Source organism: Arthrobacter sp. B3I9, assembly GCF_030816935.1.
Classification (GTDB): Bacteria; Actinomycetota; Actinomycetes; order Actinomycetales; family Micrococcaceae; genus Arthrobacter.
In genome coordinates this window covers 1,668,362-1,691,655 of record NZ_JAUSYO010000001.1, presented here as the reverse complement: position 1 = coordinate 1,691,655, position 23,294 = coordinate 1,668,362, and the positions used below count along the sequence as shown (strand labels likewise).

Genomic DNA, 23,294 nt, shown 5'->3' with positions numbered 1-23,294 from the left:
CGGAATCCTGCACGTATCGTCTTACCCGCAAAACCCGGAGTACATCATGAAAAAAACCCTCACCGTCATCATCGCTGCCGGGGCCCTGCTCGGCGCCGCCGGCTGCTCCGGCGCCCAGCCGCAGACCAATGCCGAGACGTGCGCCCGGATCCAGTCCGTCGGCTCCGGCCCCACGTCCAACGCGGACAAGCCCGGCATGATCCGTCTCGCCAACCGGCTCCGTCCCATCGAAGCGACTGCCTCCGACGAGCTGACGGACCCGCTGCATTCCATCATCGAGTTCCTGGATGAGTCGGCCAAGCCCACCCCGGACACCGGAAAGCTGGCGGAGCTGCAGTCCGGGTACTCCGCCGCGGGCCAGTCCCTCAGCCAGGTCTGCGGCGCCGGAGGCCAGTAAGGCCGGAGCGCGGCCGGGCCTTCCAGAACACAGAACGTCCGGGACACAAAGCGTCCAGGGCACAGAAAAGGACCGGGTTGTCCCGGTCCTTTTCTGCGTCCGGGCTACTTCCGGCCGATGAACCAGTCCTGGAGCTTCCGCAGCCGCGTCTGGAGCTGCTCCTCGTTGGCCTGTGCCACCGCGGGTCCGCCGCAAACGGTCCTGAGCTTGGTGTGGACCACCCCGTGCGGGGTGCCCGTCCGGGCGGACCAGGCCGCCACGTTCTTGGCCAGCTCGGTGCGCAGGTCCATCAGCATCCGGTGGTCGGGCACAGCGGGTGCCGGTTCTGCGGTCGCCTGCGAACCGCGCTGGCTCTTGCGGTTCAGCTGCTCGTGCTGGCGCTGGCGGAGCAGCGTGCCGACCTGTTCGGCGTCGAGCAGGCCCGGAATTCCGAGGAAATCGAGCTCGTCCTCCGAACCGACCTCGCCGCCGGTGCCGAACTCACCGCCGTCGAACAGGACGCGGTCAAACGACGCCTGCGAATCCAGGGCCTCGAACTTGCCCTTCGTGAGGCTGTCGGAAGCCTTTTCCTCGCGGTTGGCCTCGTCCATGAGTGAATCTTCGGGGTTGAAAAGGCCGTCCCCGTCTTCCTTCTCCGGGCGGTCCAGGGCGTGGTCCCGCTCGGCCTCCATCGAGTTCGCGAGGGCCATCAGCTGCGGCACGGAGGGCAGGAAGACCGACGCCGTCTCGCCGCGTTTGCGGGCACGCACAAAACGCCCCACCGCCTGGGCGAAGAACAGCGGCGTGGACGTGGAGGTGGCGTAAACGCCGACGGACAGCCGGGGAACGTCCACACCTTCGGAGACCATCCGCACCGCCACCATCCAGCGGGACTGGCTGGCACTGAACTCCTCGATCTTGCTGGACGCCCTGGCGTCATCGGAGAGGATGACCGTCGGGGACTCGCCGGTGATGCGTTTCAGCTGCCCGGCGTAGGCGCGGGCGTCGTCGTGGTCCGTGGCGATGACCAGGCCGCCGGCGTCGGGGACGGTGCGGCGCACCTCACTCAGCCGCTTGTCTGCGCCGGCGAGCACAGCGGGGATCCATTCGCCGGTGGGGTTCAGCGCCGTGCGCCAGGCCTGCGAGGTGATGTCCTTGGTGACCGCCGCTTCGCCGAGCGAGGCGGCCATCTCCTCGCCGCCGCTGGTGCGCCAGCGCATCTGGCCGGAGTAGGCCATGAACATGACCGGACGCACCACGTGGTCCCGCAGCGCCTTTCCGTAGCCATAGGTGTAGTCGGCCTTGGAGCGGCGGATGCCGTCCCGGTCCTCGGCGTACTCCACGAACGGAATGGGCGAGGTGTCGGAGCGGAAGGGCGTGCCGGTCAGGGAGAGCCGCCGGGCCGCCGGCTCGAAGGCCTCGCGGAGTCCGTCGCCCCAGGACAGCGCCTCACCGCCATGGTGGATTTCGTCGAGGATCACAAGCGTCCGGGCCGCTTCGGTCTTGGCGCGGTGCAGCATCGGCTTGCTGGCCACCTGCGCGTAGGTGACCGCGACGCCGATGAAGCCGCGGCCATGCTGGCCGTCGGCGTTCTTGAAGTTCGGGTCGATGGCAATCCCCACCCGGGCGGCGGCGTCGGCCCACTGGCGCTTGAGGTGGTCGGTGGGTGCCACGATGGTCACCCGGTTGACGGTGCCGGCCTCGATCAGCATGGATGCGACGCGGAGGGCGAAGGTGGTCTTGCCGGCGCCGGGCGTGGCGACCGCCAGGAAATCCTTCGGGTGGGTGCTGAAATAGCTGTCGAGGGCTTCCTGCTGCCAGGCACGAAGCTTCGGTGCGGTGCCCCAGGCCGCCCGCTCCGGGTAGGCCGGAGGAAGCGTGGGTCCGCCAAAGAGTGTCTCTGTCACTTAGGTCCCTTCCATTCCGCGCACTGCCACCGCTGACGAAGAAACCCCATTAAGCACAAAAACACCAATCTTTTTCGGATGAACCGTAAGCAGTCACCGGCCAGCATGGACCGGGCATCATTTGCCGGGAGAGCAGGCTCCCCGGGGCGTCGCGGCGCGACTAAGCGCGGGACGCCGAGGCGCAGCGCGTCCCGTGTCGCGGAAGCGCGCTACTTCCCGCCGGAGCCGTCGCCGCCGTCGTTGCCCGGGCGCAGTCCGTCATAGACTTCCTTGCATTCGGGGCAGACGGGGAACTTCTTCGGGTCACGGCCGGGGGTCCACACTTTGCCGCAGAGGGCGATGACGGGCTCGCCCGACAGTGCGGATTCCATGATCTTTTCCTTGCGCACGTAGTGCGAGAAGCGTTCCCGGTCACCCGGTTCCACTTCCTGGCGCAGTTCCTCGCGCTCGATGGTGGCCGTCGACGTACCGGCTCCGGAGAGCTCGCGCATCGGGTCGTTTTCGAGAGGATCGGTCATGCTTGTCATGGGACCTATCTTAGCCGCTGGAACCGACAGGATTGCCACAGCACCGGATTGCACGAGGCAAAGCGGTGGCCGGGGAGACGGCGGTTGCTATAGGCCCTGCCACGCGGGTTTGTGGTCGTAGCTGTGCCGGTAGTAGTCCCCCAACCGCAGCGAGGACGCGGCAGCCTCGTCCACCAGGATCGTGGCATGCGGGTGCAGCTGCAGCACCGACGCCGCGCATATCGCGGCGACCGGGCCTTCGACAAGGTCACGGACGGCCTGCGCCTTCTGTGCTCCGGTGGCGATGAGGATCACGTGCCGGGCCTCGAGGATGGTTCCCAGCCCCTGCGTCAGGACATGGTGCGGGACCTCCGCCAGGCTGCCGAAAAACCGCGCATTGTCCCGGCGTGTCTGCTCGATCAGCGTTTTGATCCGGGTCCGGGAGGCCAGCGAGGATCCGGGCTCGTTGAAGCCGATATGTCCGTCAGTGCCGACACCGAGGAGCTGCAGGTCCACTCCCCCGGCTTCGCGGATGGCGTCCTCATACGCCCGGCATGCCTCGGGGATGTCCGCCGCTGTGCCGTCCGGGCTGTGGACGTTGGCCGGACTGATGTTCACCCTTTCCGTGAACTCACGCCGGATGACCTCGCGGTACGATTCCGGGTGCCCTGCCGGCAGCCCGACGTACTCATCGAGGGCGAAGCCCCGGACCCGGCTGAAGTCCAGGCCGTCCCGTTCGTGCCGCAGGGCGAGTTCGGTGTAGACGGGCAGCGGGGAGGAGCCGGTGGCCAGGCCCAGCACGGCATCCGGTTTGCGCTCCAGCAGGGCCGCGATCGCGTCCGCGGCGAGCGCGGCAATTGCCTTGACGCCGGGAAGGATAACAATTTCCATCTCCGTGCCCTTCTCCTCATGTCCGCTGCTGCGCCCGCGCGGGCCGTTAATTGGCAGGCTATCCCACTCCCGTCCTTCGTGGTCAGGTCAGCGGTTGACGACCAGCTGCGCCAGCAGCTCCGGCCCGCGTGCGTCCAGCCATTTTCCGCCGAGCCGGATGCCGGCAACAAACAACGCCAGGCCCAGGACCGGGCCGACGCCGAGGTTGATCCAGCCGGGCACAGCGCTGCGGGTGACGGACTGTGCCACCATCAGGGCAATCTCCGGCGCGACGAGCAGCAGCAGCACGCCCATGCCGCCGAACTGCACGGCCATGGCCTGCGCCACGTTCCCCGGCGGCTTCTTGAAGGGGCTGTCTCCCGGCAGCGGTACGGCGACTGTGTAGCGTGCCGAAACCACCGATGACAGACCCATGCCGCTGAACAGGATGCCGAGGGAAAGGCCCAGCAGCCCCGGCAGCCGGGCCCAGTCGCCGCTGAAGAGGAAGGGAAGGACACTGAAGGCGAGCACCACAGGCAGCGCGAACACCAGGCATGCGAGGGCCCGGCCCAGCCGGTCGGCAACCCCGCGCACTCCGGCGGAGAGGTGCAGTGCGAACGCCGTATTGTCGTAGGAAACGTCCGAGCAGATGGACCAGGCCAGCAGGAACGCCGTCAGCGGACCGACAAAGAGGAGCAGGCCGGAGGACCCGGTGTTACCCGCTTGGAACAGCGCGAGCACCGGCAGCAGCGGGACGACAACGAGGGCGCCGGCATAGCGCGGGTCCCGCAACCAGTAGATGAGGCAGCGGGCCGCCACCGCACCGGTCGGCGTCGCCGGGAACAGCCCGAACAGGCCCAGTCCCCTGGCGCGCCTCTTGGTGCCGCCGGAGTAAGGCGGGGTGACCAGGGCGCGCTGCAGCAGGATCTTCCAGCACACCGCCAGGGCGGCGAGGGTCACCAGGGCGAGAACCAGCTTGAGTGCCGCTGGGCCGTAGTGCCCGGCAGCAAGCTCGCCGCCAAGGGACCATGCCGCACCCACCGGAGTCCAGGACAGGGCGCTGGCAAGCTCCGCCAGGAATGCGCCGGAACGGGCAATTCCGCCCGCAATCCCCGCCATGATGGGACCCAGCAGGACCAACGGGATCAGAAAGGCCACGGAACTGACGTCCTTGAACCGGCGGGAGCTGGCCAGCCCGGCCGTGGCCGTCGTGACCACCTTGGAGAGCACGATGCAGCTCAGCACGCCGAGGACCGCGCCCACCAGGGCGCCTGCCGCGGCGGGAACGCTCCGGGACCACGTAACCACGGTTGCCAGGGCCACCAGCGAGGTTGCGGTGCCGGGAATGCCGATCAGCCCGCCCAGGGCAAGGCCTGCCAGCAACTGCGGCATCGGCACGGCAAGGGTGGTGAACCGCGCCGGGTCAAGGGTCATGTCGGCGGCAGAGGCGGCCACCGGGATGATCGCCCAGCCGAGCAGCGCCGCCGCGCCGCCGAGCACCACGACGGTCTGGGCCAGGCCGACGTCGGCACCGCGCAGGAACACCAGCCCGGCGACCGCCAGTCCGACCACGCCCAGCGCGTACAGTGCGCCGAAGCCCAGGCCCACCAGCTGCCAGGGGCTGCGCCGGACGCTGTTGCGCAGCAGCGTCAGCTTGAGCCTTAGAAGGTGCGCAACCATTCCAGCCCCTCCGCCTGGCTCCGGCCGCCCACGAGCTGGACGAAGCGGTCTTCGAGGCTCGCGCCGGCACGCACGTTGTCAACGGTGCCGGCGGCCAGCACGCGCCCCCCGCCGACGACGGCAACGTGGTCGCACATCCGCTGGACCAGGTCCATGACATGGCTGGAGACGATCACCGTGCCGCCGGATGCGACGTAGCGGTCCAGGATGTCACGGATATTGGCCGCGGAGACGGGGTCCACCGATTCGAAGGGTTCATCGAGCACCAGCAGCCGCGGGGCGTGGATCAGGGCCGAGGCCAGCGCGATTTTCTTGGTCATGCCGGCGGAGTAGTCCACCACCAGGGTGCCGCCGTCCTGGCCCAGGTCCAGGGCGGAGAGCAGCTCGTGGACCCGGGAGGCCACCACCGCCTTATCCATGCCGCGCAGCAGGCCCGCATAGCTCACAAGCTGTTCCCCGGTCAGCCGGTCGAAGAGCCGCATGCCGTCCGGCAGGATCCCCAGCATCTTCTTGGCGTCCAGGGGGCGCTGCCAGACGTCGACCCCGTGCACATGGGCAGTTCCGAAGTCCGGCCGCAGCAGCCCCGTGGCCATCGAGAGCGTCGTTGTCTTTCCCGCCCCGTTGGGTCCGACGATTCCGTAAAAGGAGCCGGCGGGGACATCGAGGCTGATGCCGTCAACGGCGATCTTCGTGCCGAAGCGCTTGGCGAGCCCGCGGAGGGAGAGGGCGGGAACCGGCGGCAGCGGCACGTCGCCGGGAACCGAAGGATCCGGTGGCTGAATACTCATGTCGTTAGACTAACCGCCGCCGGCTGCGTAACGGATCGTCCGCAAGGCGTACTCCGCACACCTTGTGGCGCGCGGAGTACGCGGCGTTTTACTAGAACGAGTGGCGCGGAACGGCCCGCTCGTACTGCGGCGGCCAGGCCAGCTCCTGTCCCAGCTCGAACGCGGCGCGCAGCCACCAGTGCGGGTCCCGGAGCGCGGCGCGGGCGATGAACACCCCGTCGGCCTGGCCGGTGGCCACTGCGTGCTCCGCCTGGCCCGCGGAGGTCAGCAGGCCCACGGTGCCGGTGCGGACGCCGGTTTCGTGCCGGATCCGGGCGGAGAATCCGGTCTGGTAGCCGGGCCCCACGGTGATCTGCTGGTGCGCCACGGCGCCGCCGCTCGAGACGTCCACCAGGTCCACCCCGTGTTCTGCGGCAGCCCGGGCCAGCCGCACCGACGCCTCGACATCGATGCCGCCCTCCGCCCAGTCCGACGCGGAGATGCGCAGCAGCAGGGGCATGGAATCGGGGATGACGTTCCGGACTGCGTCCACGACGGCGAGGGTCAGCCGGTTCCGGCGTTCCTCGTCGCCGCCCCAGGCGTCGGTCCTGGTGTTGATAAGCGGGCTCTGGAACTGGTGCAGCAGGTAGCCGTGGGCGCCGTGAAGTTCGATCGTGTCGAAGCCGGCGTCAACCGCCCGGACGGCGGAGGCGGCAAAGTCGGCGATCACGCCCTCGATCTCGTCCGCTGTCATGGCCGAGGGCGGCGCATAGCCGTCGAAGGCAAGGTCAGAGGGACCCACAGTGTCCCAGCCGCCCTCGGAGGCGGGGACAGTTCCCTGCTTGCCGGAGAACGGCCAGTAGGTGGACGCCTTGCGCCCGGCATGCGCCAGCTGGGTGCCGATCTTGGTCCCCGCGGCACCGTTGCGGTGCACGAAGGCGGTGATCCGTTCCCAGGCCGCTGCCTGCTCGTCATTGTAGAGGCCGGCGTCCCGGGGGCTGATCCGGCCGGCGGCGTTGACTGCCGCGGCTTCTGTCAGGATCAGCGCGGCCCCGCCGGTGGCGAAGGAGCCCAGGTGCATCAGGTGCCAATCGTTGGGTACCCCTTCTCCCGTCTCGGCTCCGCAGCTGTACTGGCACATGGGCGACACCCAGCCGCGGTGCGGAAGGTGAAGGCCGCGCAGGTCCAGCGGAGCAAAAAGTGCCGACCCCATCAGAACAGCACCCGCGCCAGGTTCTGGCGCGCCTTTGCAACGCGGTCATCCGCGGCGCCCACGACGTCGAACAGCTCCAGCAGGCGGACCCTGGCCGTTTCGCGCTCGGGGCCGAAGTTCCTGCCGATGAAGGCGACGATCCGGCCCAGGCCGTCCTCCACGTGGCCGCCGGCGACATCCAGATCCGCCACGCCGAGCTGGGCTTCAAGGTTGTCCGGCTCCTCGGCAGCGAGGTGGCGCAGGGCTTCGGTGTCCGCGGCGGACAACGCCTGGAGGCGGCCCATCAGCTCCACCTGGGCCAGTCCGGCCTTGGCCTCGGCGTCGGCGGGCATCTCCAGCAGGGCCTGCCGGTACGCGGCGGCCGCCGTGGCGTAATCCCCGGATTCAATGGCATCGAAGGCCTTCTGGTGCAGCGGCGGCAGCGGCGCGGTCTCAGCCTCTGCTGTGCCTGCTCCGGCTGTGCCGGGCCCGCCGGCACCGATGCGCCCGGTGACACCGTTGGCCGCGGCCACTTTGAGCAGTTCGTCGAGCAGGCTCCGGATCTGTTGTTCCTCGGCACCGCCCTGGAACAGGGGCACAGGCTGTCCCTTGACCACGGCGACGGCGGTCGGAACGGCCTGGACCTGGAAGGCCTGGGCGAGCTGCGGGAAGGCTTCGATGTCGGCGGCGCCGAGCACCAGCCGGCCGGCGTAGCTGTCTACGATCTGCGACAGGGCGTCCACCAGCTGGCCGGACCCCGGTGAGTAGGAGGCCCACAGGGCGATGACCACGGGAACCTGGGCGGAGAGCTCCACCAGGTCCTGGAAGTTTGCCTCGGTGACGTCCACGCGCAGCGGCTGGGCCGGCTGCTCCCCGTCCTGGGCGGCGGGAGCGGGGGCGGCGGGAGCGCCGGCGGCGGGAGCGCCGGCGGGCGGCGACGGCGGCCGTTGCCTCAGCGAGGAGAGGTCGACGGCGCCCCGCAGGTTAAGCGGATTGGCGGCAGCTGGCGGAACCGGGCGGGAAGCTGGCGAAGTCATAGCACCACTCTAACCACTGCGGCCCGCCCCGGTGCTACTTGAAAGGCGGTGCCACCGGAAAGCCAGCGGCCCGGCTGCAGCGGCGGAACCGCTGCGGCCGGGCCGCTGTCAACTGCCGTGGGCGTGCGGCTACTTGAAGCCGGCCCCTACCAGGCCGCGGGTGGCCGCGACGAGTTTCATCGGGTCGGTGGAGCCCGCCGGCGGAATGTAGACGGCCATGGACTCGGCAAAGTTCAGGACCATTCCGGTGCTCGTATCCTTGCCGCCGGCCAGGGCCGCCGCGTCGTCACCGATCGTCAGCTTGTCACCGGCCGCCTTGGGCGTGCCGTCAAAGAGAAAGTTAAGCCGGCCAAGGACCAGTGCACCGCCGTCGGCAGCCCGGAAGACCACCATGCTCTCCGGCACCACCTTGTGGGTGAAGGAGAAGTTTCCGTTGACGCCGGACTTCACCACGTCCGCTTGGTACGCGAGCGTGTCCGCGATGTACGGGGAGGACTGCCCCTCCACCAGCTTGTCCTTGAACGGCGACTCGGCGTTCGTGAGCCGGTCGCCCAGGCCGGCAAGGGCCTCCTCGCCGCTGTACAGGAGACCGGTCTTGTCGGCGGGCGCAAGCGTCTCGGTGCCGTCCCGCGGAAGGGTCGGGAAGGTGGTGCCCGGCTGCAGCGGAGTGGTGGCAACGAGTTTGTAGTTCTCCCGCGGCGACACCTGCGTCAGCGTGAGCAGCTGCGGGACAACGTTGCCCTCGCCCTGGGTCACGGCAAGGACCGAACGCGGCCAGCTGCGTTTGTTGGTGACAACGGTCGTCAGCAGTTTCGTGGCACGGACCGGCATCCGGGCCTCGTAGGCGCCGACCTGCGACCGGATCTTGTAGTTCTGAGTGCGGACTTCGAGTTCCGTCAGTGCCAGGCGCGGTTCGAGCTTGGAAGCATCCTTGGCTCCGTCACCGGCGTCAACGGCACCGGCAACCTGCTCCAGGATGCGGCGGAACTGCGCATCGATGAGCACGGGCGCATCCGGGGCTGTCCCCTCCGCTGCCGGCGGCGTTGCCGCGGGAGCGCCGGTCGAGGTCTCCGGGGCCGGTGCCGGCGTCTGGCTGGCCTGGGCCGGCACGCCGCTGACCGCGACGGCGGAAACCGCAAGCATTGCCATGGCCGCGCCGGAACGGCGCAGCCGGTAACCCGGGATGCCGCGCGGGGCCACCCCGCTTTCGGCCGGAGCGGCCGGCTTGGACGGGGGCGCGTCTGATGCCGTTCCGGAGCCGGCGGCATCCCCGGATCCTGGGGCGACGAGACTGGCTCCGGACGTGGTTCCCGGGCGGCGGCCGAACATGCTGCCGGCGGAGCCGCCCATGCCATTGCCGGATCCCGGCTTCGGCTTGAGGAGCAGCAGCGCGCCACCGGCAACGATCAGGAGGCTGCCCAGCACGATGAAGGGGATGGCCCACGGCGTGGAGGTGTCATTCGGGAATGTCATGGTGATGGACGCGGGAGCCGGCTTGGTGCCGTCGCTCGCGAGCAGGAGCGACCAGTCGCCGTCGGCCGGCGGGGTCCACGAGTAGTTCAATTCGCCGCTGCCGTTCTCTGTGGTGACCCAGAGGTCAGACCCGGCGGGAGACGGCGCGGTGGCCTCGCCGTCGGTATGGGTCAACTGCAGTGCCTTGCCGTCGTTGGAGACGCCGGAGACGGTGTTGTGTGCCGTGGCTCCGACCCACGCGTCGACGTCGTCCGGCCGGCCGGCCGCCAGCAGGAAGCTGCCCTCCCCCTTGACGTTGATCTTTACCGTCCCGGGGTGCAGCGTGCGCAGCTTCCCGTCGAAAACGGTCAGCGGCGCGGCGGCCGCGTCCGTGGGGGCGGCGGCCGTGACGGTCTCCGGCGGGGCCCAGAAAGTCTTCTGGCCGATTCCGGCCAGCAGTGTCAGGAGGCCGAGCAGCACTAGTGCAACTGCAGTCTTGAAACGCAAAATATTACCTATCATCAGCGGACACGTAGCTTCAATGGTAACCAACCCTGTTACCGCTCAGTCAGGTCGTACCATTGCGCCAGGCCTCAGCCCTTCGCCGCAGCGCCGGAGAACCGCGCGGTACCAAGCCTGCTGATAGTGTTTGCGGTGATCATCACATCGCCCGCGACCGCGGCTGTTCAGGGGATATCCAGAGATAAAGGGCTTCAAGCGCAGTGAGTGAACATACGGATTCGTCCCCCGCAGGACAGGAAGAAAGCCAAGAATCCGGGACCGTCGATCGCGCGCCCCAGGAGCATGCCTCGCCCCGCCGGGCCGCCCTCGCCCTCGCCCTGGTCGCGGTGGCGCGCCGGTTGCGCCAGCCCATTCCCGGTGCCCAGCCGCGGCTGCGCTTTGAAATGCCGCCGGAGCTTCTCGATGAGCCCGCTCCGGAGACGGACACCCGCTTCGGGCCCCCCGGACCCCGGATCTCATCCCAGCACCCCCTCTACGTCGGGTTCATGGGGACCGTGGGCGTCGGTGTCGCGTTGCTCCTGTACTGGATCGCCTCCAACACCACCCAGCTGCTGCTGTGGATCGTGACCGCCCTGTTCATCGCCCTCGGGCTTGATCCGGTGGTGCGCTGGCTGGAACAGAACAGGGTCCCGCGTGCCGCCGGCATCCTGATCGCGGTCTCCACGCTGGCCCTTGCGGTGGTCGCGTTCTTCGCCACCCTCATCCCCACGATGGTCCAGCAGGTGACGCAGATCGTGGCGCAGGCACCGCGCTGGATCCAGGACTTCATCGATTCGGACTTCTTCCGCTCGCTGGACAACCAGTTCGGGGTGCGGGAGCGGATCACGCAGGAGCTTGAGAAGTTCGTCAACGACCCGGAGGCCATGAGCGGCATCTTCGGGGGCGTCGTCGGCTTCGGCTCCACCGTGGCGAACGGGCTGTTCGGGGCCCTGATTGTGCTGGTCCTCAGCCTGTATTTCCTGGGCGCCCTGCCTGCCATGAAGAAATGGGGCTACCGGCTTGCCCCGCGGTCCCGGCGGACCCGGGTCGAGGCCCTGGCCGAGGAGATCACCGGTTCGGTCGGCAACTACGTGATCGGACAGGCCGTCGTCGCCCTGCTGAATGCCACGTTCGCTTTCGTTGTGATGACGATCATCGGCGTCCCGTTTGCCGTGCTGCTCGCCTTCATCGTGGCGCTGCTGGCCTTCATCCCGCTGGTCGGAGGGATGATCGCCGGCGTGATCGTGACGCTCATATCGCTGACAGCCGGATGGCAGACGGCGGTTGCCTATGCCATCTGCTACTTCGCCTACCTGCAGTTCGAGGCCTACTTCATCTCCCCGCGCGTCATGCAGAAGGCTGTCGCAGTGCCGGGCGCGGTGGCGGTCATCTCGGTGATTGCCGGCGGCAGCGTGCTGGGCGTCCTCGGTGCCCTGATCGCGATCCCCACCGCCGCCGCGGTCATGCTGCTCATGAAGGAGATCTACATCGTCCGCCAGGACAAGCACTGAACCTGCGTCCGCCAGGACAAGCACTGACGCAGCGGAACAGGCCTCAGGCGGAGGCCGTGGCCACCGGGCCGTTCCATTCGTGCGGCAGAGGAGCGGCCGTCCCGGAAGCTGTGCCGCCGGCTCCGCTGGGCAGGACCTCGGCCACGATCTCGTTCAGGACGCGGCCGGCATGCTTCTCCCCCACCCACAGGTGCTTGGCGCCGTCGACGCCCATGATTCGCGCCTGCGGCACCACGCTGAACCGCTCCGTGGCGGCGGCAGGCTGCAGGTAGTCGTCATGTTCCGGAACCAGCACCTTCAGCGGCTTGCCTGAGTCCGCCCATTCCTTCAGATGCACGTCCGTGGCACGGTGCAGCGGCGGCGAGAGCAGGATGGCGCCCTCCACCTCGGAGGCCACCGGTTCCTTCGCGCCGTACATCAGCGCGAGCTCCGTGCCGAAGGACCAGCCCACCAGCCAGCGGTTCGGCAGCCCGCGGTCCACTGCAAACCGGACGGCCGCCTCGACGTCGAGGCGTTCGCCGATGCCCTCCTCGAATTCCCCGGTGCTGGCCCCCCGGGGAGAGGAAGTGCCGCGGGTGTTGAACCTGAGCACGGCGATGCCGGCCAGGGCGGGCAGGCGATAGGAGGCCTTCCGGTACACGTGGGAGTCCATGAACCCGCCGTGCGTCGGCAGCGGGTGCAGGGTAATCAGCGTGGCCTTGATGTCCCCGGATTCGGGCAACGCCAGTTCGCCGACCAGCTTGTGGCCGTCCGCGGTCCGGAGCTCCACGTTTTCGCGGTGGGCGGGAAGGACGGTGGACGCTCGGATCGCCGTCGGCGCGGACGGCTGGCTGAAAACGTACGACGCGGGGTCAAAACCGGCGGAGTCAGGAGTCATGCTGACCAGCTTAGCGATACCGGTAGCTGCGTGAGCTCCAGCAGTTCGAATGCCAGTGCCGCCGCTCCGCAAGCCCGGCGGCGTCGCCGAAGATATGGTCCTGCGACCAGACCACGAGGTGCGCCACCCCCGGCGGCACCGCCGTGAAGCAGCCCGGGCAGGTATAGCTCTTTTCCGCCCGGCTGGCCGTGATCGCGCGGACCATCCATTCGCCGTCCGGCGCACTCTCGCGCCGTGCGAATCCCGAGCGCGCGCGCTCCAGGTCCAGCTCGGGGGGTGGACCGCCCGTCTTGCCTGCACCTGCTCTTCCTGCGCCTGCTCTTCCGGCGCCTGTCCTGCCTGCGCCTGACTTTCCAGAAAGCGCGCGTCGGGGGCGGTTGGAACGGGGCATGCTTCCATTCTGCCCCAGTCCGGATGCCTCCCGCTCCCCCAAGACGGTAATGTTGACCGGGTGCGTTTAGTCATTGCCCGGTGCTCCGTCGATTACGTCGGCCGGCTCAAAGCCCATCTTCCGCTGGCCACCCGTCTCCTGCTGGTCAAGGCGGACGGCTCTGTCCTGGTCCACTCCGACGGCGGATCCTACAAGCCGCTGAACTGGATGAGCCCCCCGGCCTCGCTGCGGGTCTCCGCCCCCGACGAGATCGACGTGGAGGTGGGCGTGGTCGAGCAGTGGACCGTCCAGTCCGCCAAGACCGATGACCGGCTGATCATCAACATCCATGAGCAACTCCACGACACGTCCCACGAGCTCGGCCTGGACCCGGGCCTGATCAAGGACGGCGTGGAGGCGGATCTGCAGCGCCTTCTGGCCGACCAGATCGAGCTCCTCGGCGCCGGCTTCTCCCTGATCCGCCGCGAGTACTTCACCGCGATCGGCCCGGTGGACATCCTGGCCCGCGACGCCGACGGCGCCACCGTCGCCATCGAACTCAAGCGCCGGGGCGACATCGACGGCGTCGAACAGCTCACGCGGTATCTGGAACTGCTGAACCGCGACCCGCTGCTGGCCCCGGTGCGCGGGATCTTCGCCGCCCAGCAGATCAAGCCGCAGGCCAGGGTCCTCGCCAAGGATCGCGGAATCGACTGCATCACGCTGGACTACGACGCCATGCGCGGCGTCGACGACAGCGAGTCCCGGCTTTTCTAGGGCCGGCCTTTTCCGCATTCGCCTGCACCGGCGCCATTCGTGCGTTCTTTGTGCAATTTTTTGGCGAATTCTTTGTCCCCGCCGTTGACCTGACGCATTCCTCATGAAATTCTTATACGAGTCTTTGTGTAGGTGTTTTATCATGCTCGCAAGACGCGTTGCGAGCGTGAAGCTCCTGCCGCCAAAGCCCGGTATTTCCGGTCCGAAAGCCAAGGTTCTTCTCGCAGAGTGACCAAGCCCGGCACAAAGTGTGCCGGACTTATTCAAGATCAACTATGAGGAGAAATACATGGCACAGGGTACCGTCAAGTGGTTCAACGCTGAAAAGGGCTTCGGCTTCATCACCCCGGATGACTCCGATGGCGATGTCTTCGTTCACTACTCCGAGATTCAGACCGGTGGCTTCAAGACCCTCGACGAGAACGCTCGCGTTCAGTTCGAAATCGGCCAGGGCGCCAAGGGCCCCCAGGCTACCGGCGTCACGCTGGTCTAGTTCCCCGCAGGGAGTTGCCTGAGGCACCCCCGCACGAGATGATCCCCGGCATTTGTGCCGGGGATCATCTTTTTGGCATTGACCGCTGGAATGCACTTTCGCGTTTCGGCTGCACTTATCGGATTAGCCGACCAACGTCCGGAGCAGGCGCGCGCTTTGGCGCACCGACAGCCCGGGCAGGTAGGCGCGGCTCAACGCGCGCCCGATGGCGGGCAGCTGCAGGGGGTCCTGGTAATAGAGGTACAGAGTGCGGTAGTCGGGTTTAAACCGCGATTTGAAGGTGGCAAGGGACCGGAATCCGTAAACCGGTTCCAAAGCCCTGCCCACCACGTCCAGAATTGCGGCCAGGCCTTCGGGTTTACTCGCGGCACCGTCCTTGGCGAGCGGTGAACCGGAGAGCGAAATCAGCTCCACCGAACTCCGCAACTCCTGCACTGCGGAGGCGATCAGGAACTCCATCACGCCGGGGAAAGCGTCCTTGCGGCGGCGCATGAAGTCCAGGGTCCAGCTCACGAGGCGTCCGTGCTCATAGACCGGCAGCCAGCTGGTGACGCCCTGCACCTGGCCCTCGGCATCCAGCGCCAGGCAACACAGCACGTCCTCGTCGTCGAGTTCATCAATGCCTCCGAGGGTGAACCCCATTTCGGGAACGGATTTCTGCGCCGCCCATTCCTCCGAGACCTCGCTGAGCTGGGCGCGCAGCGCAGCGGGAAGCTCGCTGTAGCGGCCCCAGACAGCCTCTACGCCCGTCTTGGCCGCACGGTTCAGGGCCGTCCTGACGTTCTGCCATTCCTTGCCCTTGAACTCGAGCTCGCGGATGGCCAGCCGGGTTTCCTCTGCCACGGCCACCCGGCGGAAGCCCCGCATCTGCAGGCTGGGCCACAGCTCGTCCGTGCAGGAGTAGAAGCACGGGATCAGGGCGTGCTCGGCGCAGTAGCGCAAAAACCCGGCGGCCGCGTCCTCATGGAGTGCGGCCGGACCGAACGGCCCGGCCAGGGTCAGCGCGACGTTCCCATGCTGCTGGTACGCCACGCCGCTGCGCCGGTCCGGCGTGAACCAGTACTTGTTCGGTTCCCAGAGCGCCATCCAGGACAGGGAGTCGCCGCCTTCGCGGATGAGGCCGCGCGCTACGTCCCGGTCCCCGGAGCCTGCGTCGGTGCGGTGCAGCCGCCGGAGCAGGACCATCCATACCGCGGCCAGCGTGATGACCCAGAAGATGATGCCGGAGTAGGCGAAGAGGAACGCCTCGACGGCGTTGCGGTTCTGGAAGACGCGGCCGTAGACGCCCGGGATGGGCAGCGGCAGGTACTGCCGTGCCAGTTCCGCGGCCAGTCCCTGCAGGCCGCCGTCGCGGGCCAGCCCACCGGCCGCGAACCAGGCGGCGGCATAGCTGGACGCCAGCACCAGCCACGTGCCGCCGACCACCGCGCCGAGGACCCACCGTGCCCGCGGAGTGGTCTCGACGCGGAACTGCCGGCGGTTGACCCACAACAGCACCACCAGCAGCAGCGGCACCGCTACGAGAGGCAGCACATGGACGAAGCCGGAGGCCATCACCGCAGTCTGTTGCCGCCCGGGACCATGCGGAATGCGGGCGAAGAGGGTGAGATAAACCGCAGCCATCGCCGTCACCGCCAGCTGGACCAGCACGGCAATCCGGAGGGCGAGCCGGCGTCCGTGCCGCATGCCGTCAGCGCAAATGAGCAGCAACACCACCGGCACCACGGCCAGGGCCAGGCCCAATGGCCCGGCCAGGCCGGCACGGCCCAGCTCCAGGCAGCTGACGTCGATCGTGCCGCCGCAGTTCTCCTCCAGCTGGCCGAGCGTGGGCAGAGGGTTCAGGACGACCTCCCGCAGGAGGGCCAGGGGCCCGGTGGGGCTCCGGACCGCGGCGGTGAGGATGGGTCCGACGGCGAAGATGGCCACGGTGAGGGCCAACAGGTTGCGGGTCTCGCGCCCGGTAGAACGGTGCCGGTGGAGCGTCCCCTTGTCCCCCTGGATCCACCAGCCTGCGGCAAGCCCGGCCAGTGCCCCCGCCAGGCCCACGACGGTTTCCGCGTGGCCCACGTACAGCACCAGCAGCAGCGCTCCCGAGAAGACGGCCGTGCGCAACCGGCGCTGCCAGAGCGTCGGCAGCAGGCCGCTCGAGGCAAGGGACACCGCCACAACCGCGGCGTACGGACCTATCAGGCCGGCGTCGACCATCAGTCCCAGCCACCCGTCACCGGCATAATGGGCGAGCTGCGTGAACAGCAGGAACAGGCTTACGGCAATGAACTGGCCGGCGAAGAAAAACACCGCCGTGCGCCTCGAGCCGAGCCGCCGCTCGGCGAGGCCAAGCAGCAGGAGGATCATGAGCGAGGCGGAAAAGTAAGCCAGCAGGTTGGTCGCGAAAAACATCGAGGTGAACAGGGACCACCAGCGGCCCGTCTTCAGGCCGGGAGCACTCACTGAGGCCACGTCCAGCAGCTGCTCCGGCGGCCCGGAGAGGAAACTTCCGGTCACCGCCCCGGTAACGAGGAAGACGGCGAGGACGCCGAGCGTGAACGGTATGGCCCGGAAATGGGCCAGGACGTTTCGCAGCCATTGCCGCCCCACTCCCCCGGGCAGGGTGCCGGCCTGCCCGGCTGACGGCGGGGCTCCGGTAGCTGTCTCGGGCGTCATGGTTTGATTCCCCATCGGGCGCCGAGGAAATCGAGGCCGTCGGGCAGGCCGTTGGACGCCGCCAGCCAGGAGTGCCCGGCGTTGCTTACGCTGTGGGTCTCGACCGTGAAACCTGCGTCCCGCGCCGCCGCGGAGAGCACACCGAGGTAGCCCATGAACTCCGGATCCCGGACGCCCGCCGCGAAGTAGATGCCGCGGCCCTCGAAGCGGTTCTCGGACATCAGCCGCAGCGGCGTCAGGCGCTCGAAGGCTTCCACGTCGCCGCCGAAGGACGCCTCGATGGTTTTTCCCCGGTCCTTCGCGATGGCCGGTTCCTTTTCGCTGGAGAACGCCAGGGCGGAGCTGTAGATGTCCGGGTGCCGGGTCACCATCTGCATGGCGCAGGTGCCCCCGAAGGAGAATCCGCCGGCGGCCCACTGGCGGTGGTCCGGATCGACGTCGAGGGTCTGGTTAATCCACGCCGGCACGTCGCGGGACAGAAAGGTGTCAGCCTGGGCAATCTTGCTGTCCATGCACATGGTGTTTCCCGACGCCGAACCGTTCGGATCCACCACCACCACCACCGGCGCCACGCCGTGGTGCGCTTGCGCATACCGGTCCATCCGGCTCCGGAGCGCGCCGCCCGTCAGCCAGTCGGACGGAGCCCCGGGCTGCCCCGAGAAGAGCACCAGCACGGGCAGTGCGGGCCGGGGCGATGCCTGGTAGGCCGGTGGGAAGATAGACGTACGCCTCGCGGCTTACGAAGCCCGACTCCGTGCCGGGAATCGACGCACGGCGGAGCTCGCCGCCGTCGGGAAGGCCTGCCGGCGCTGCCCAGCCGGCCAGGCTGACCCCCGGGGCGGCCCCCGGAATCCGTTTCAGGCCGTCCTCGAGCGGCTCGATCCGGGCCACCGCCGTACCCATCAGATCGCTCACGGTACGGTTCAGCCCGAAGTAGGCATTGATCTGGACCGCTGACAGCAACACGACGCCGAGCAGGGCGGCCGTGGCGCCGGCAGTCTTTCGCCAGGGCCGGGCCGGGCGCGGCGGACCCCAGATCCCCCGCAGCCGCAGGATCAGCAGCAGAAGGGCGCCCACGGCGGGCACGCTCCAGGCCAGGACGTCCAGCGGCAGCACTTCGGGGAAGACGGCGAAGACGTCGATCAGCAGCCAATGGCCGAATGCCACGAGGACGGCGGCGAGCAGGGCGGCAACGGCCACCGCGGTGCCTGCCCGGAGCAGGCGCCTGGACCGGGACCTGGGGCGGGACGAGCCGGCGCTCCACCACAACAGGGCGGCCAGCCCGGCAATGCCGGCGGCCCAGGCGGCCCACAGGACCGCGCCGTCGGCCAGCCGGATGTCTTCGATGGAGTCCACCGGGGCTAGCGCCAGGTGCCGACGCCGATGACGGGTCCCGCCTCAAGCCAGGAGGAAAGCCCGGTGTAGGCATCGAACCTCATGGCGAGCAGGATGTCCTGCCCTTCGTGCCGGAGTTCAACGATCACCGCGTCGGGCTGGACCTTGACGAGCTCCGATTCCGTGGGCTTGCGCCTGCCCAGCAGTTCCAGCGAACTGCGCCGGAAGGTGTGCTTGGGCCGTGTACTCAGGGACGCCAGCCGGAACCACTCCAGGTCGTTGTCCTGATAACGACAAACCCCCATCTGCCAGCTGTTTCCAGCCGTGCAGATGGAGGCGTCCACCGTGCCCAGGGCGCGCCGCAGGTTGAAGCGGCGCACCCACGAAAGGCACAGTGCAAAGACCAGCAACGCAAACACCGTTGCCAGGGCGATGAACGGAAGACCAGTAACGTTCATCAAGGTCGTGCTAGCGGATCCCCGCAGTAGCTGAGTCGCCCATCTTGGCGTTGTCAGCGACAATGACCACCCTGTTGTTGTCGACGGAGAAGAAGCCTCCGTCGACAACTACAGCAATACGGCTGCCGGACACCGGCTCGATGGCCAGTTCACCTTCGGCCAGAATCGCCAGCAGGGGCGAGTGGCCGGGCAGGATTCCGATTTCACCATCGCTGGTGCGGGCCTTGACCATCGTGGCCGCTCCGGACCACACGAAGTGGTCCGCTGCGACAATCTCAACCTCAAGCTCAGCCATATTACTTGGTCTGTTCCTGGATCTTGGCCCACTGGCGCTCCACGTCATCCAGGCCGCCGACGTTGAAGAACGCCTGCTCTGCGATGTGGTCAAGGTCGCCGTCGCAGATGGCGGTGAAGCCTTCCACCGTGTCCTTGATGGAAACCGTGGAGCCTTCGACGCCCGTGAACTGCTTGGCGGTGTAGGTGTTCTGCGAGAGGAACTGCTGGATACGGCGTGCACGCGACACGACGATCTTGTCCTCTTCGGAGAGCTCGTCAACGCCGAGGATCGCGATGATGTCCTGGAGTTCCTTGTTCTTCTGCAGGATCTGCTTCACGCGGACGGCCGTGTTGTAGTGGTCGTGTCCGATGTACTGCGGATCCAGGATGCGGGACGTCGACGTCAGCGGGTCAACGGCCGGGTACAGACCACGGGAAGCGATTTCACGGGAAAGTTCCGTGGTCGCGTCGAGGTGTGCGAAGGTCGTGGCCGGGGCCGGGTCGGTGTAGTCATCTGCGGGAACGTAGATGGCCTGCATCGAGGTGATGGAGTGGCCCTTGGTGGAGGTGATGCGCTCCTGCAGGAGGCCCATCTCATCCGCCAGGTTGGGCTGGTAGCCCACGGCCGACGGCATGCGGCCGAGGAGGGTGGAAACCTCGGAGCCTGCCTGGGTGAAGCGGAAGATGTTGTCGATGAAGAGCAGCACGTCCTGGTTCTGCACATCGCGGAAGTACTCCGCCATGGTCAGTGCGGACAGGGCCACGCGCAGGCGCGTTCCCGGCGGCTCATCCATCTGGCCGAAGACGAGGGCCGTGTCCTTGAGGACGCCTGCCTCTTCCATTTCAACCCAGAGGTCGTTGCCTTCACGCGTACGCTCGCCGACACCGGCGAACACCGAGGTGCCACCGAAGTTGCGGGCCACACGGGTGATCATTTCCTGGATCAGCACGGTCTTGCCGACGCCGGCGCCGCCGAACAGGCCGATCTTTCCACCCTTGATGTACGGGGTGAGGAGGTCGATCACCTTGATGCCGGTCTCCAGCATCTCGGTGGAACCCTCGAGCGTTGCGAAGGCGGGAGCCTTGCGGTGGATCGGCCAGCGTTCGCTGATCTGCAGTTCCGACTCCTCGACGTCGAGGGGCTGGCCCAGGACGTTGAAGATGTGGCCCTTGACGCCGTCGCCGACGGGCACGGAGATCGGGGCACCGGTGTCTACGACGTTGGTGCCGCGGACGAGGCCGTCGGTGGCCTGCAGGGAGATGGCGCGGATGAGGTTGTCGCCCAGGTGCAGGGCGGTCTCGAACGTGATGGTCTTGGTCTCACCGTTGAGAGTAATCTCCGTGGTGAGTGCGTTGTAAATCGAGGGGATTGCGTCAGCCGGGAATTCGACGTCGACAACCGGGCCAATGACACGTGCAATACGGCCGGTAGCACCGGACGTTGCGGCTACGTGATCGGTAGCAGTGGCAGTCATCTCTCTCACTTCACTCAGTAGATGGCGTGGGGGTTATGTGGTTCTTTGGTGCAGGTACAGCTGTATCCGGACCGTGCAGGCTAGGAGGCGCTCAAGGCGTCTGCACCGGCAACGATTTCGGAAAGCTCCTGCGTAATTTCAGCCTGGCGGGCAGTGTTGCGCAGACGCGTGTACTTCTTGATGAGGTCCGTCGCGTTGTCGCCGGCGGACTTCATAGCCCGCTGGCGGGCGGCAAGCTCGGAAGCCGCTGCCTGCAACATTGCCGCGAAGATCCGTGATTCGATGTAGCGCGGCAGCAGAGCGTCGAGAACCTGCTCGGTTTCCGGCTCGAACTCGTAGAGCGGCAGGAGCTCCGATTCGGACGCTGCCTGCTCTTCAACAACCTCGAGCGGAAGGAGGCGTACGACAATCGGCTCCTGGGTCACCATGGATTTGAAGCGGGTGTAGACGACATGGATCTCATCGACGCCGCCCTCTTCGAAGGCAGTTGCGAAGTCTTCGAGCAGTACACCGCCGACTTCCCGGGCCGTTTCGAATACCGGCGCGTCCGTGTTGCCGGTCCAGGACCGCTCGTAAGGACGGTTGCGGAAGTCGAAGTACGCCTGCGCCTTGCGGCCCATGACATACGTCTTTACTTCCTTGCCTTCCCCGTGGAGCAGCTCGATGAGTCCTTCCGCCTGCTTGAGCACGGTTGCCGAATACGATCCGGCCAGGCCGCGGTCCGAGGTGATGACCAGGACGGCGGCGCGACGGATGTGCTCCGGCTCGGTGACGAGCGGGTGGTCGATTTCGCTCTGGCTTGCGACAGCAGAAACGGCACGCGTGATCGCGTTTGCGTAAGGCAGTGAAGCCGCTACGCGTGCGCGGGCCTTGCCGATGCGCGAGGTAGCGATCAGTTCCATCGCCTTGAAGATCTTGCGCATCGACGTCGTCGAGCTGATCTTCTGGCGGTAGACCCGAATCTGGGCTCCCATACTTATCCTTTCCTAAGATCCCGGTGGCCGGGGCTGCCGGAACCCGTGCGGGTCCCGGCAGCCCCTGCCAGCGAAACTAGCGCTTCTGCTTGACGATTTTTTCCTGGTCGACCTGCGCCTCGTCGATCGGGGCGTGCTCCTCGTGCCCCGCACCGACAAGGTAGCTGTCGCCCTCGCCGAAGAAGCCCTTCTTGAAGTCCACAATCGCGGTCTTCAGTGCTTCTGCGGTGTCATCGTCCATGACGTTGGTCTGGGCCAGCGTCGTGAGGATGGAGGACTTGTGCTTGAGGTGTTCCAGGAACTCGGTCTCGAAGCGGTTGATGTCTTCAACCGGAACCTCGTCAAGGTAGCCGTTAGTGCCGGCCCAGATGGAAACGACCTGGTTCTCAACCGGGAACGGCGAGTACTGGCCCTGCTTGAGCAGTTCCATCAGTCGGGCGCCACGGGTCAGCTGCTGGCGCGATGCGGCGTCGAGGTCCGACGCGAACATTGCGAAAGCCTGCATGTCGCGGTACTGGGCCAGTTCCAGCTTCAAGGTACCGGAGACCTTCTTCATGGACTTGACCTGGGCTGCGCCACCAACACGCGAAACGGACACACCCACGTCAACAGCGGGACGCTGGTTGGCGTTGAAGAGGTCCGACTGCAGGAAGATCTGGCCATCGGTAATGGAGATCACGTTGGTCGGGATGTAGGCGGAAACGTCGTTTGCCTTGGTCTCGATCAGCGGCAGGCCGGTCATCGAACCCGCACCCAGCTCGTCGGAGAGCTTGGCACAACGCTCCAGCAGGCGGGAGTGCAAGTAGAAGACGTCGCCCGGGTAGGCTTCGCGTCCCGGCGGGCGGCGGAGCAGCAGCGACACTGCACGGTAGGCCTCGGCCTGCTTGGAGAGATCATCGAAGACGATGAGCACGTGCTTGCCGCCGTACATCCAGTGCTGGCCGATGGCCGAACCGGCGTACGGTGCCAGGTACTTGAAGCCTGCGGGGTCGGACGCGGGGGAAGCCACGATGGTGGTGTATTCCAGCGCGCCGTTGTCCTCAAGGGTCTGGCGGATAGCGGCGATCGTGGATGCCTTCTGGCCGATCGCCACGTAGATGCAGCGCACCTGCTTCTGCACGTCCCCGGAAGCCCAGTTGGCCTTCTGGTTGATGATCGTGTCGATGGCGATGGCCGACTTGCCAGTCTGGCGGTCACCGATGATGAGCTGGCGCTGGCCGCGGCCGATCGGGATCATGGCGTCGATAGCCTTGAGACCGGTCTGCATCGGCTCGTGAACCGACTTACGCTGGGTCACGCCCGGTGCCTGGAGTTCCAGTGCACGGGTCGTTTCGGCCTTGATGTCGCCGAGGTCGTCGATGGGCATGCCCAGCGGGTCAACCACGCGGCCAAGGAAGGCGTCGCCCACGGGAACCGACAGAACCTGCCCGGTGCGGTGGACTTCCTGGCCTTCTTCGATGCCGGTGAAGTCACCGAGGATGATGACACCGATTTCACGGACGTCGAGGTTCTGGGCCAGGCCCAGCGTTCCGTCTTCGAAGCGAAGCAGCTCGTTCGCCATGACCGAGGGAAGGCCCTCAACACGGGCGATGCCGTCACCTGCTGTTGTTACGCGGCCGACCTCTACGCGCTCTGCGTTTCCGGGTTCGTAGGACGCCGCGAACTCGTTCAGCGCACTACGGACGTCGTCGGCGTTGATGGTCAATTCGGCCATCTGCAGTCCCTGCTCTCCTGTTTTCGTGATCATCGTTGCTCACGATGACCGGGGTTTCTTGTCGTTGAGTTGTGCTTGTCCG

At 67.2% G+C, this 23,294-nt stretch carries 21 protein-coding genes; 4 read left to right on the top strand and 17 right to left on the bottom strand.

What is annotated here, in order from left to right; genetic code table 11:
- Window positions 1–46: 46 nt before the first annotated feature.
- On the top strand, window positions 47–397 hold the full coding sequence (locus QFZ65_RS07955; protein WP_306909599.1) for a hypothetical protein: 351 nt from the start codon (window positions 47–49) through the stop codon (window positions 395–397).
- A gap of 104 nt (window positions 398–501) precedes the next feature.
- On the opposite strand, the gene QFZ65_RS07950 is transcribed toward QFZ65_RS07955, so the two are convergent.
- The 8 genes from QFZ65_RS07950 to QFZ65_RS07915 all read right to left on the bottom strand — a co-directional run bounded on the left by QFZ65_RS07950 (window position 502) and on the right by QFZ65_RS07915 (window position 10,309).
- Window positions 502–2,283 (bottom strand): DEAD/DEAH box helicase, encoded by a 1,782-nt coding sequence (locus QFZ65_RS07950; protein WP_306909598.1) that lies wholly within the window; start codon window positions 2,281–2,283, stop codon window positions 502–504.
- 209 nt (window positions 2,284–2,492) lie between these two features.
- Window positions 2,493–2,810 (bottom strand): DUF3039 domain-containing protein, encoded by a 318-nt coding sequence (locus QFZ65_RS07945; protein WP_306909597.1) that lies wholly within the window; start codon window positions 2,808–2,810, stop codon window positions 2,493–2,495.
- A gap of 87 nt (window positions 2,811–2,897) precedes the next feature.
- The gene (nagB, locus tag QFZ65_RS07940; protein ID WP_306909596.1) at window positions 2,898–3,680 is read right to left on the bottom strand and encodes a glucosamine-6-phosphate deaminase; all 783 of its coding nucleotides are present in this window, start codon (window positions 3,678–3,680) and stop codon (window positions 2,898–2,900) included.
- An 87-nt stretch (window positions 3,681–3,767) separates the two neighbouring features.
- Complete coding sequence (locus QFZ65_RS07935) at window positions 3,768–5,339, bottom strand: transporter (protein WP_306909595.1); 1,572 nt, start codon at window positions 5,337–5,339, stop codon at window positions 3,768–3,770.
- Window positions 5,321–6,127 carry an ABC transporter ATP-binding protein gene (locus QFZ65_RS07930; protein WP_306909594.1) on the bottom strand — a complete coding sequence of 269 codons (807 nt, stop codon included), beginning with the start codon at window positions 6,125–6,127 and terminating at the stop codon, window positions 5,321–5,323. The genes QFZ65_RS07935 and QFZ65_RS07930 overlap by 19 nt, the downstream gene beginning before the upstream one ends.
- A gap of 91 nt (window positions 6,128–6,218) precedes the next feature.
- Entirely contained in the window at window positions 6,219–7,319 is a 1,101-nt protein-coding gene (locus QFZ65_RS07925) for an NADH:flavin oxidoreductase/NADH oxidase (protein ID WP_306909593.1), read from the bottom strand.
- Window positions 7,319–8,335 carry a tetratricopeptide repeat protein gene (locus QFZ65_RS07920; RefSeq protein WP_306909592.1) on the bottom strand — a complete coding sequence of 339 codons (1,017 nt, stop codon included), beginning with the start codon at window positions 8,333–8,335 and terminating at the stop codon, window positions 7,319–7,321. The genes QFZ65_RS07925 and QFZ65_RS07920 overlap by 1 nt, the downstream gene beginning before the upstream one ends.
- A 129-nt stretch (window positions 8,336–8,464) precedes the next feature.
- Window positions 8,465–10,309 carry a hypothetical protein gene (locus QFZ65_RS07915; protein ID WP_306909591.1) on the bottom strand — a complete coding sequence of 615 codons (1,845 nt, stop codon included), beginning with the start codon at window positions 10,307–10,309 and terminating at the stop codon, window positions 8,465–8,467.
- A 317-nt stretch (window positions 10,310–10,626) separates the two neighbouring features.
- Between QFZ65_RS07915 and QFZ65_RS07910 the strand changes: the two genes are divergently transcribed.
- Complete coding sequence (locus QFZ65_RS07910; protein ID WP_306912530.1) at window positions 10,627–11,799, top strand: AI-2E family transporter; 1,173 nt, start codon at window positions 10,627–10,629, stop codon at window positions 11,797–11,799.
- A 43-nt stretch (window positions 11,800–11,842) separates the two neighbouring features.
- Here QFZ65_RS07910 and QFZ65_RS07905 read toward each other — a convergent pair whose 3' ends face one another.
- Both QFZ65_RS07905 and QFZ65_RS07900 read right to left on the bottom strand, forming a co-directional pair.
- Window positions 11,843–12,676, bottom strand: coding sequence for an alpha/beta hydrolase (locus QFZ65_RS07905; RefSeq protein WP_306909590.1), 834 nt, complete (start codon window positions 12,674–12,676; stop codon window positions 11,843–11,845).
- A 10-nt stretch (window positions 12,677–12,686) separates the two neighbouring features.
- Window positions 12,687–13,067, bottom strand: a complete 381-nt coding sequence (locus QFZ65_RS07900) for an ATP/GTP-binding protein (protein WP_306909589.1) — start codon at window positions 13,065–13,067, stop codon at window positions 12,687–12,689.
- Window positions 13,068–13,127: 60 nt separating this feature from the next.
- Between QFZ65_RS07900 and nucS the strand changes: the two genes are divergently transcribed.
- Both nucS and QFZ65_RS07890 read left to right on the top strand, forming a co-directional pair.
- Window positions 13,128–13,823, top strand: a complete 696-nt coding sequence (nucS, locus tag QFZ65_RS07895) for an endonuclease NucS (protein WP_306909588.1) — start codon at window positions 13,128–13,130, stop codon at window positions 13,821–13,823.
- 289 nt (window positions 13,824–14,112) lie between these two features.
- Window positions 14,113–14,316: a cold-shock protein gene (locus tag QFZ65_RS07890; RefSeq protein WP_024365900.1), complete on the top strand. Its 204-nt coding sequence runs from the start codon at window positions 14,113–14,115 to the stop codon at window positions 14,314–14,316.
- A gap of 123 nt (window positions 14,317–14,439) precedes the next feature.
- On the opposite strand, the gene QFZ65_RS07885 is transcribed toward QFZ65_RS07890, so the two are convergent.
- From QFZ65_RS07885 to atpA, 7 genes are all read right to left on the bottom strand, one after another.
- Entirely contained in the window at window positions 14,440–16,980 is a 2,541-nt protein-coding gene (locus tag QFZ65_RS07885) for a bifunctional lysylphosphatidylglycerol flippase/synthetase MprF (protein ID WP_306909587.1), read from the bottom strand.
- The gene (locus QFZ65_RS07880) at window positions 16,977–17,648 is read right to left on the bottom strand and encodes an alpha/beta hydrolase family protein (protein WP_306909585.1); all 672 of its coding nucleotides are present in this window, start codon (window positions 17,646–17,648) and stop codon (window positions 16,977–16,979) included. Before QFZ65_RS07880 ends, QFZ65_RS07885 begins: the two co-directional genes overlap by 4 nt.
- A 693-nt stretch (window positions 17,649–18,341) precedes the next feature.
- The gene (locus QFZ65_RS07875; RefSeq protein WP_306909583.1) at window positions 18,342–18,773 is read right to left on the bottom strand and encodes a DUF2550 domain-containing protein; all 432 of its coding nucleotides are present in this window, start codon (window positions 18,771–18,773) and stop codon (window positions 18,342–18,344) included.
- Window positions 18,774–18,783: 10 nt separating this feature from the next.
- The gene (locus QFZ65_RS07870) at window positions 18,784–19,068 is read right to left on the bottom strand and encodes a F0F1 ATP synthase subunit epsilon (RefSeq protein ID WP_306909582.1); all 285 of its coding nucleotides are present in this window, start codon (window positions 19,066–19,068) and stop codon (window positions 18,784–18,786) included.
- Window position 19,069: 1 nt separating this feature from the next.
- Window positions 19,070–20,524 (bottom strand): F0F1 ATP synthase subunit beta, encoded by a 1,455-nt coding sequence (atpD, locus tag QFZ65_RS07865; RefSeq protein WP_306909580.1) that lies wholly within the window; start codon window positions 20,522–20,524, stop codon window positions 19,070–19,072.
- Between the two features lie 80 nt (window positions 20,525–20,604).
- Window positions 20,605–21,498, bottom strand: a complete 894-nt coding sequence (locus QFZ65_RS07860; protein WP_306909578.1) for a F0F1 ATP synthase subunit gamma — start codon at window positions 21,496–21,498, stop codon at window positions 20,605–20,607.
- 76 nt (window positions 21,499–21,574) lie between these two features.
- The gene (gene atpA, locus QFZ65_RS07855) at window positions 21,575–23,212 is read right to left on the bottom strand and encodes a F0F1 ATP synthase subunit alpha (RefSeq protein WP_306912529.1); all 1,638 of its coding nucleotides are present in this window, start codon (window positions 23,210–23,212) and stop codon (window positions 21,575–21,577) included.
- Window positions 23,213–23,294: the final 82 nt, after the last annotated feature.

Coding starts and splice junctions, on each gene's coding strand:
- QFZ65_RS07900 (WP_306909589.1), bottom strand. CDS start 13,067: ATGCCCCGTTCCAACCGCCCCCGACGCGCGCTTTCTGGAAAGTCAGGC.
- QFZ65_RS07860 (WP_306909578.1), bottom strand. CDS start 21,498: ATGGGAGCCCAGATTCGGGTCTACCGCCAGAAGATCAGCTCGACGACG.
- QFZ65_RS07945 (WP_306909597.1), bottom strand. CDS start 2,810: ATGACAAGCATGACCGATCCTCTCGAAAACGACCCGATGCGCGAGCTC.
- QFZ65_RS07915 (WP_306909591.1), bottom strand. CDS start 10,309: ATGATAGGTAATATTTTGCGTTTCAAGACTGCAGTTGCACTAGTGCTG.
- QFZ65_RS07885 (WP_306909587.1), bottom strand. CDS start 16,980: ATGACGCCCGAGACAGCTACCGGAGCCCCGCCGTCAGCCGGGCAGGCC.
- QFZ65_RS07925 (WP_306909593.1), bottom strand. CDS start 7,319: ATGGGGTCGGCACTTTTTGCTCCGCTGGACCTGCGCGGCCTTCACCTT.
- QFZ65_RS07920 (WP_306909592.1), bottom strand. CDS start 8,335: ATGACTTCGCCAGCTTCCCGCCCGGTTCCGCCAGCTGCCGCCAATCCG.
- QFZ65_RS07890 (WP_024365900.1), top strand. CDS start 14,113: ATGGCACAGGGTACCGTCAAGTGGTTCAACGCTGAAAAGGGCTTCGGC.
- atpD (WP_306909580.1), bottom strand. CDS start 20,524: ATGACTGCCACTGCTACCGATCACGTAGCCGCAACGTCCGGTGCTACC.
- nagB (WP_306909596.1), bottom strand. CDS start 3,680: ATGGAAATTGTTATCCTTCCCGGCGTCAAGGCAATTGCCGCGCTCGCC.
- QFZ65_RS07955 (WP_306909599.1), top strand. CDS start 47: ATGAAAAAAACCCTCACCGTCATCATCGCTGCCGGGGCCCTGCTCGGC.
- atpA (WP_306912529.1), bottom strand. CDS start 23,212: ATGGCCGAATTGACCATCAACGCCGACGACGTCCGTAGTGCGCTGAAC.
- QFZ65_RS07870 (WP_306909582.1), bottom strand. CDS start 19,068: ATGGCTGAGCTTGAGGTTGAGATTGTCGCAGCGGACCACTTCGTGTGG.
- QFZ65_RS07875 (WP_306909583.1), bottom strand. CDS start 18,773: ATGAACGTTACTGGTCTTCCGTTCATCGCCCTGGCAACGGTGTTTGCG.
- QFZ65_RS07935 (WP_306909595.1), bottom strand. CDS start 5,339: ATGGTTGCGCACCTTCTAAGGCTCAAGCTGACGCTGCTGCGCAACAGC.
- QFZ65_RS07905 (WP_306909590.1), bottom strand. CDS start 12,676: ATGACTCCTGACTCCGCCGGTTTTGACCCCGCGTCGTACGTTTTCAGC.
- QFZ65_RS07930 (WP_306909594.1), bottom strand. CDS start 6,127: ATGAGTATTCAGCCACCGGATCCTTCGGTTCCCGGCGACGTGCCGCTG.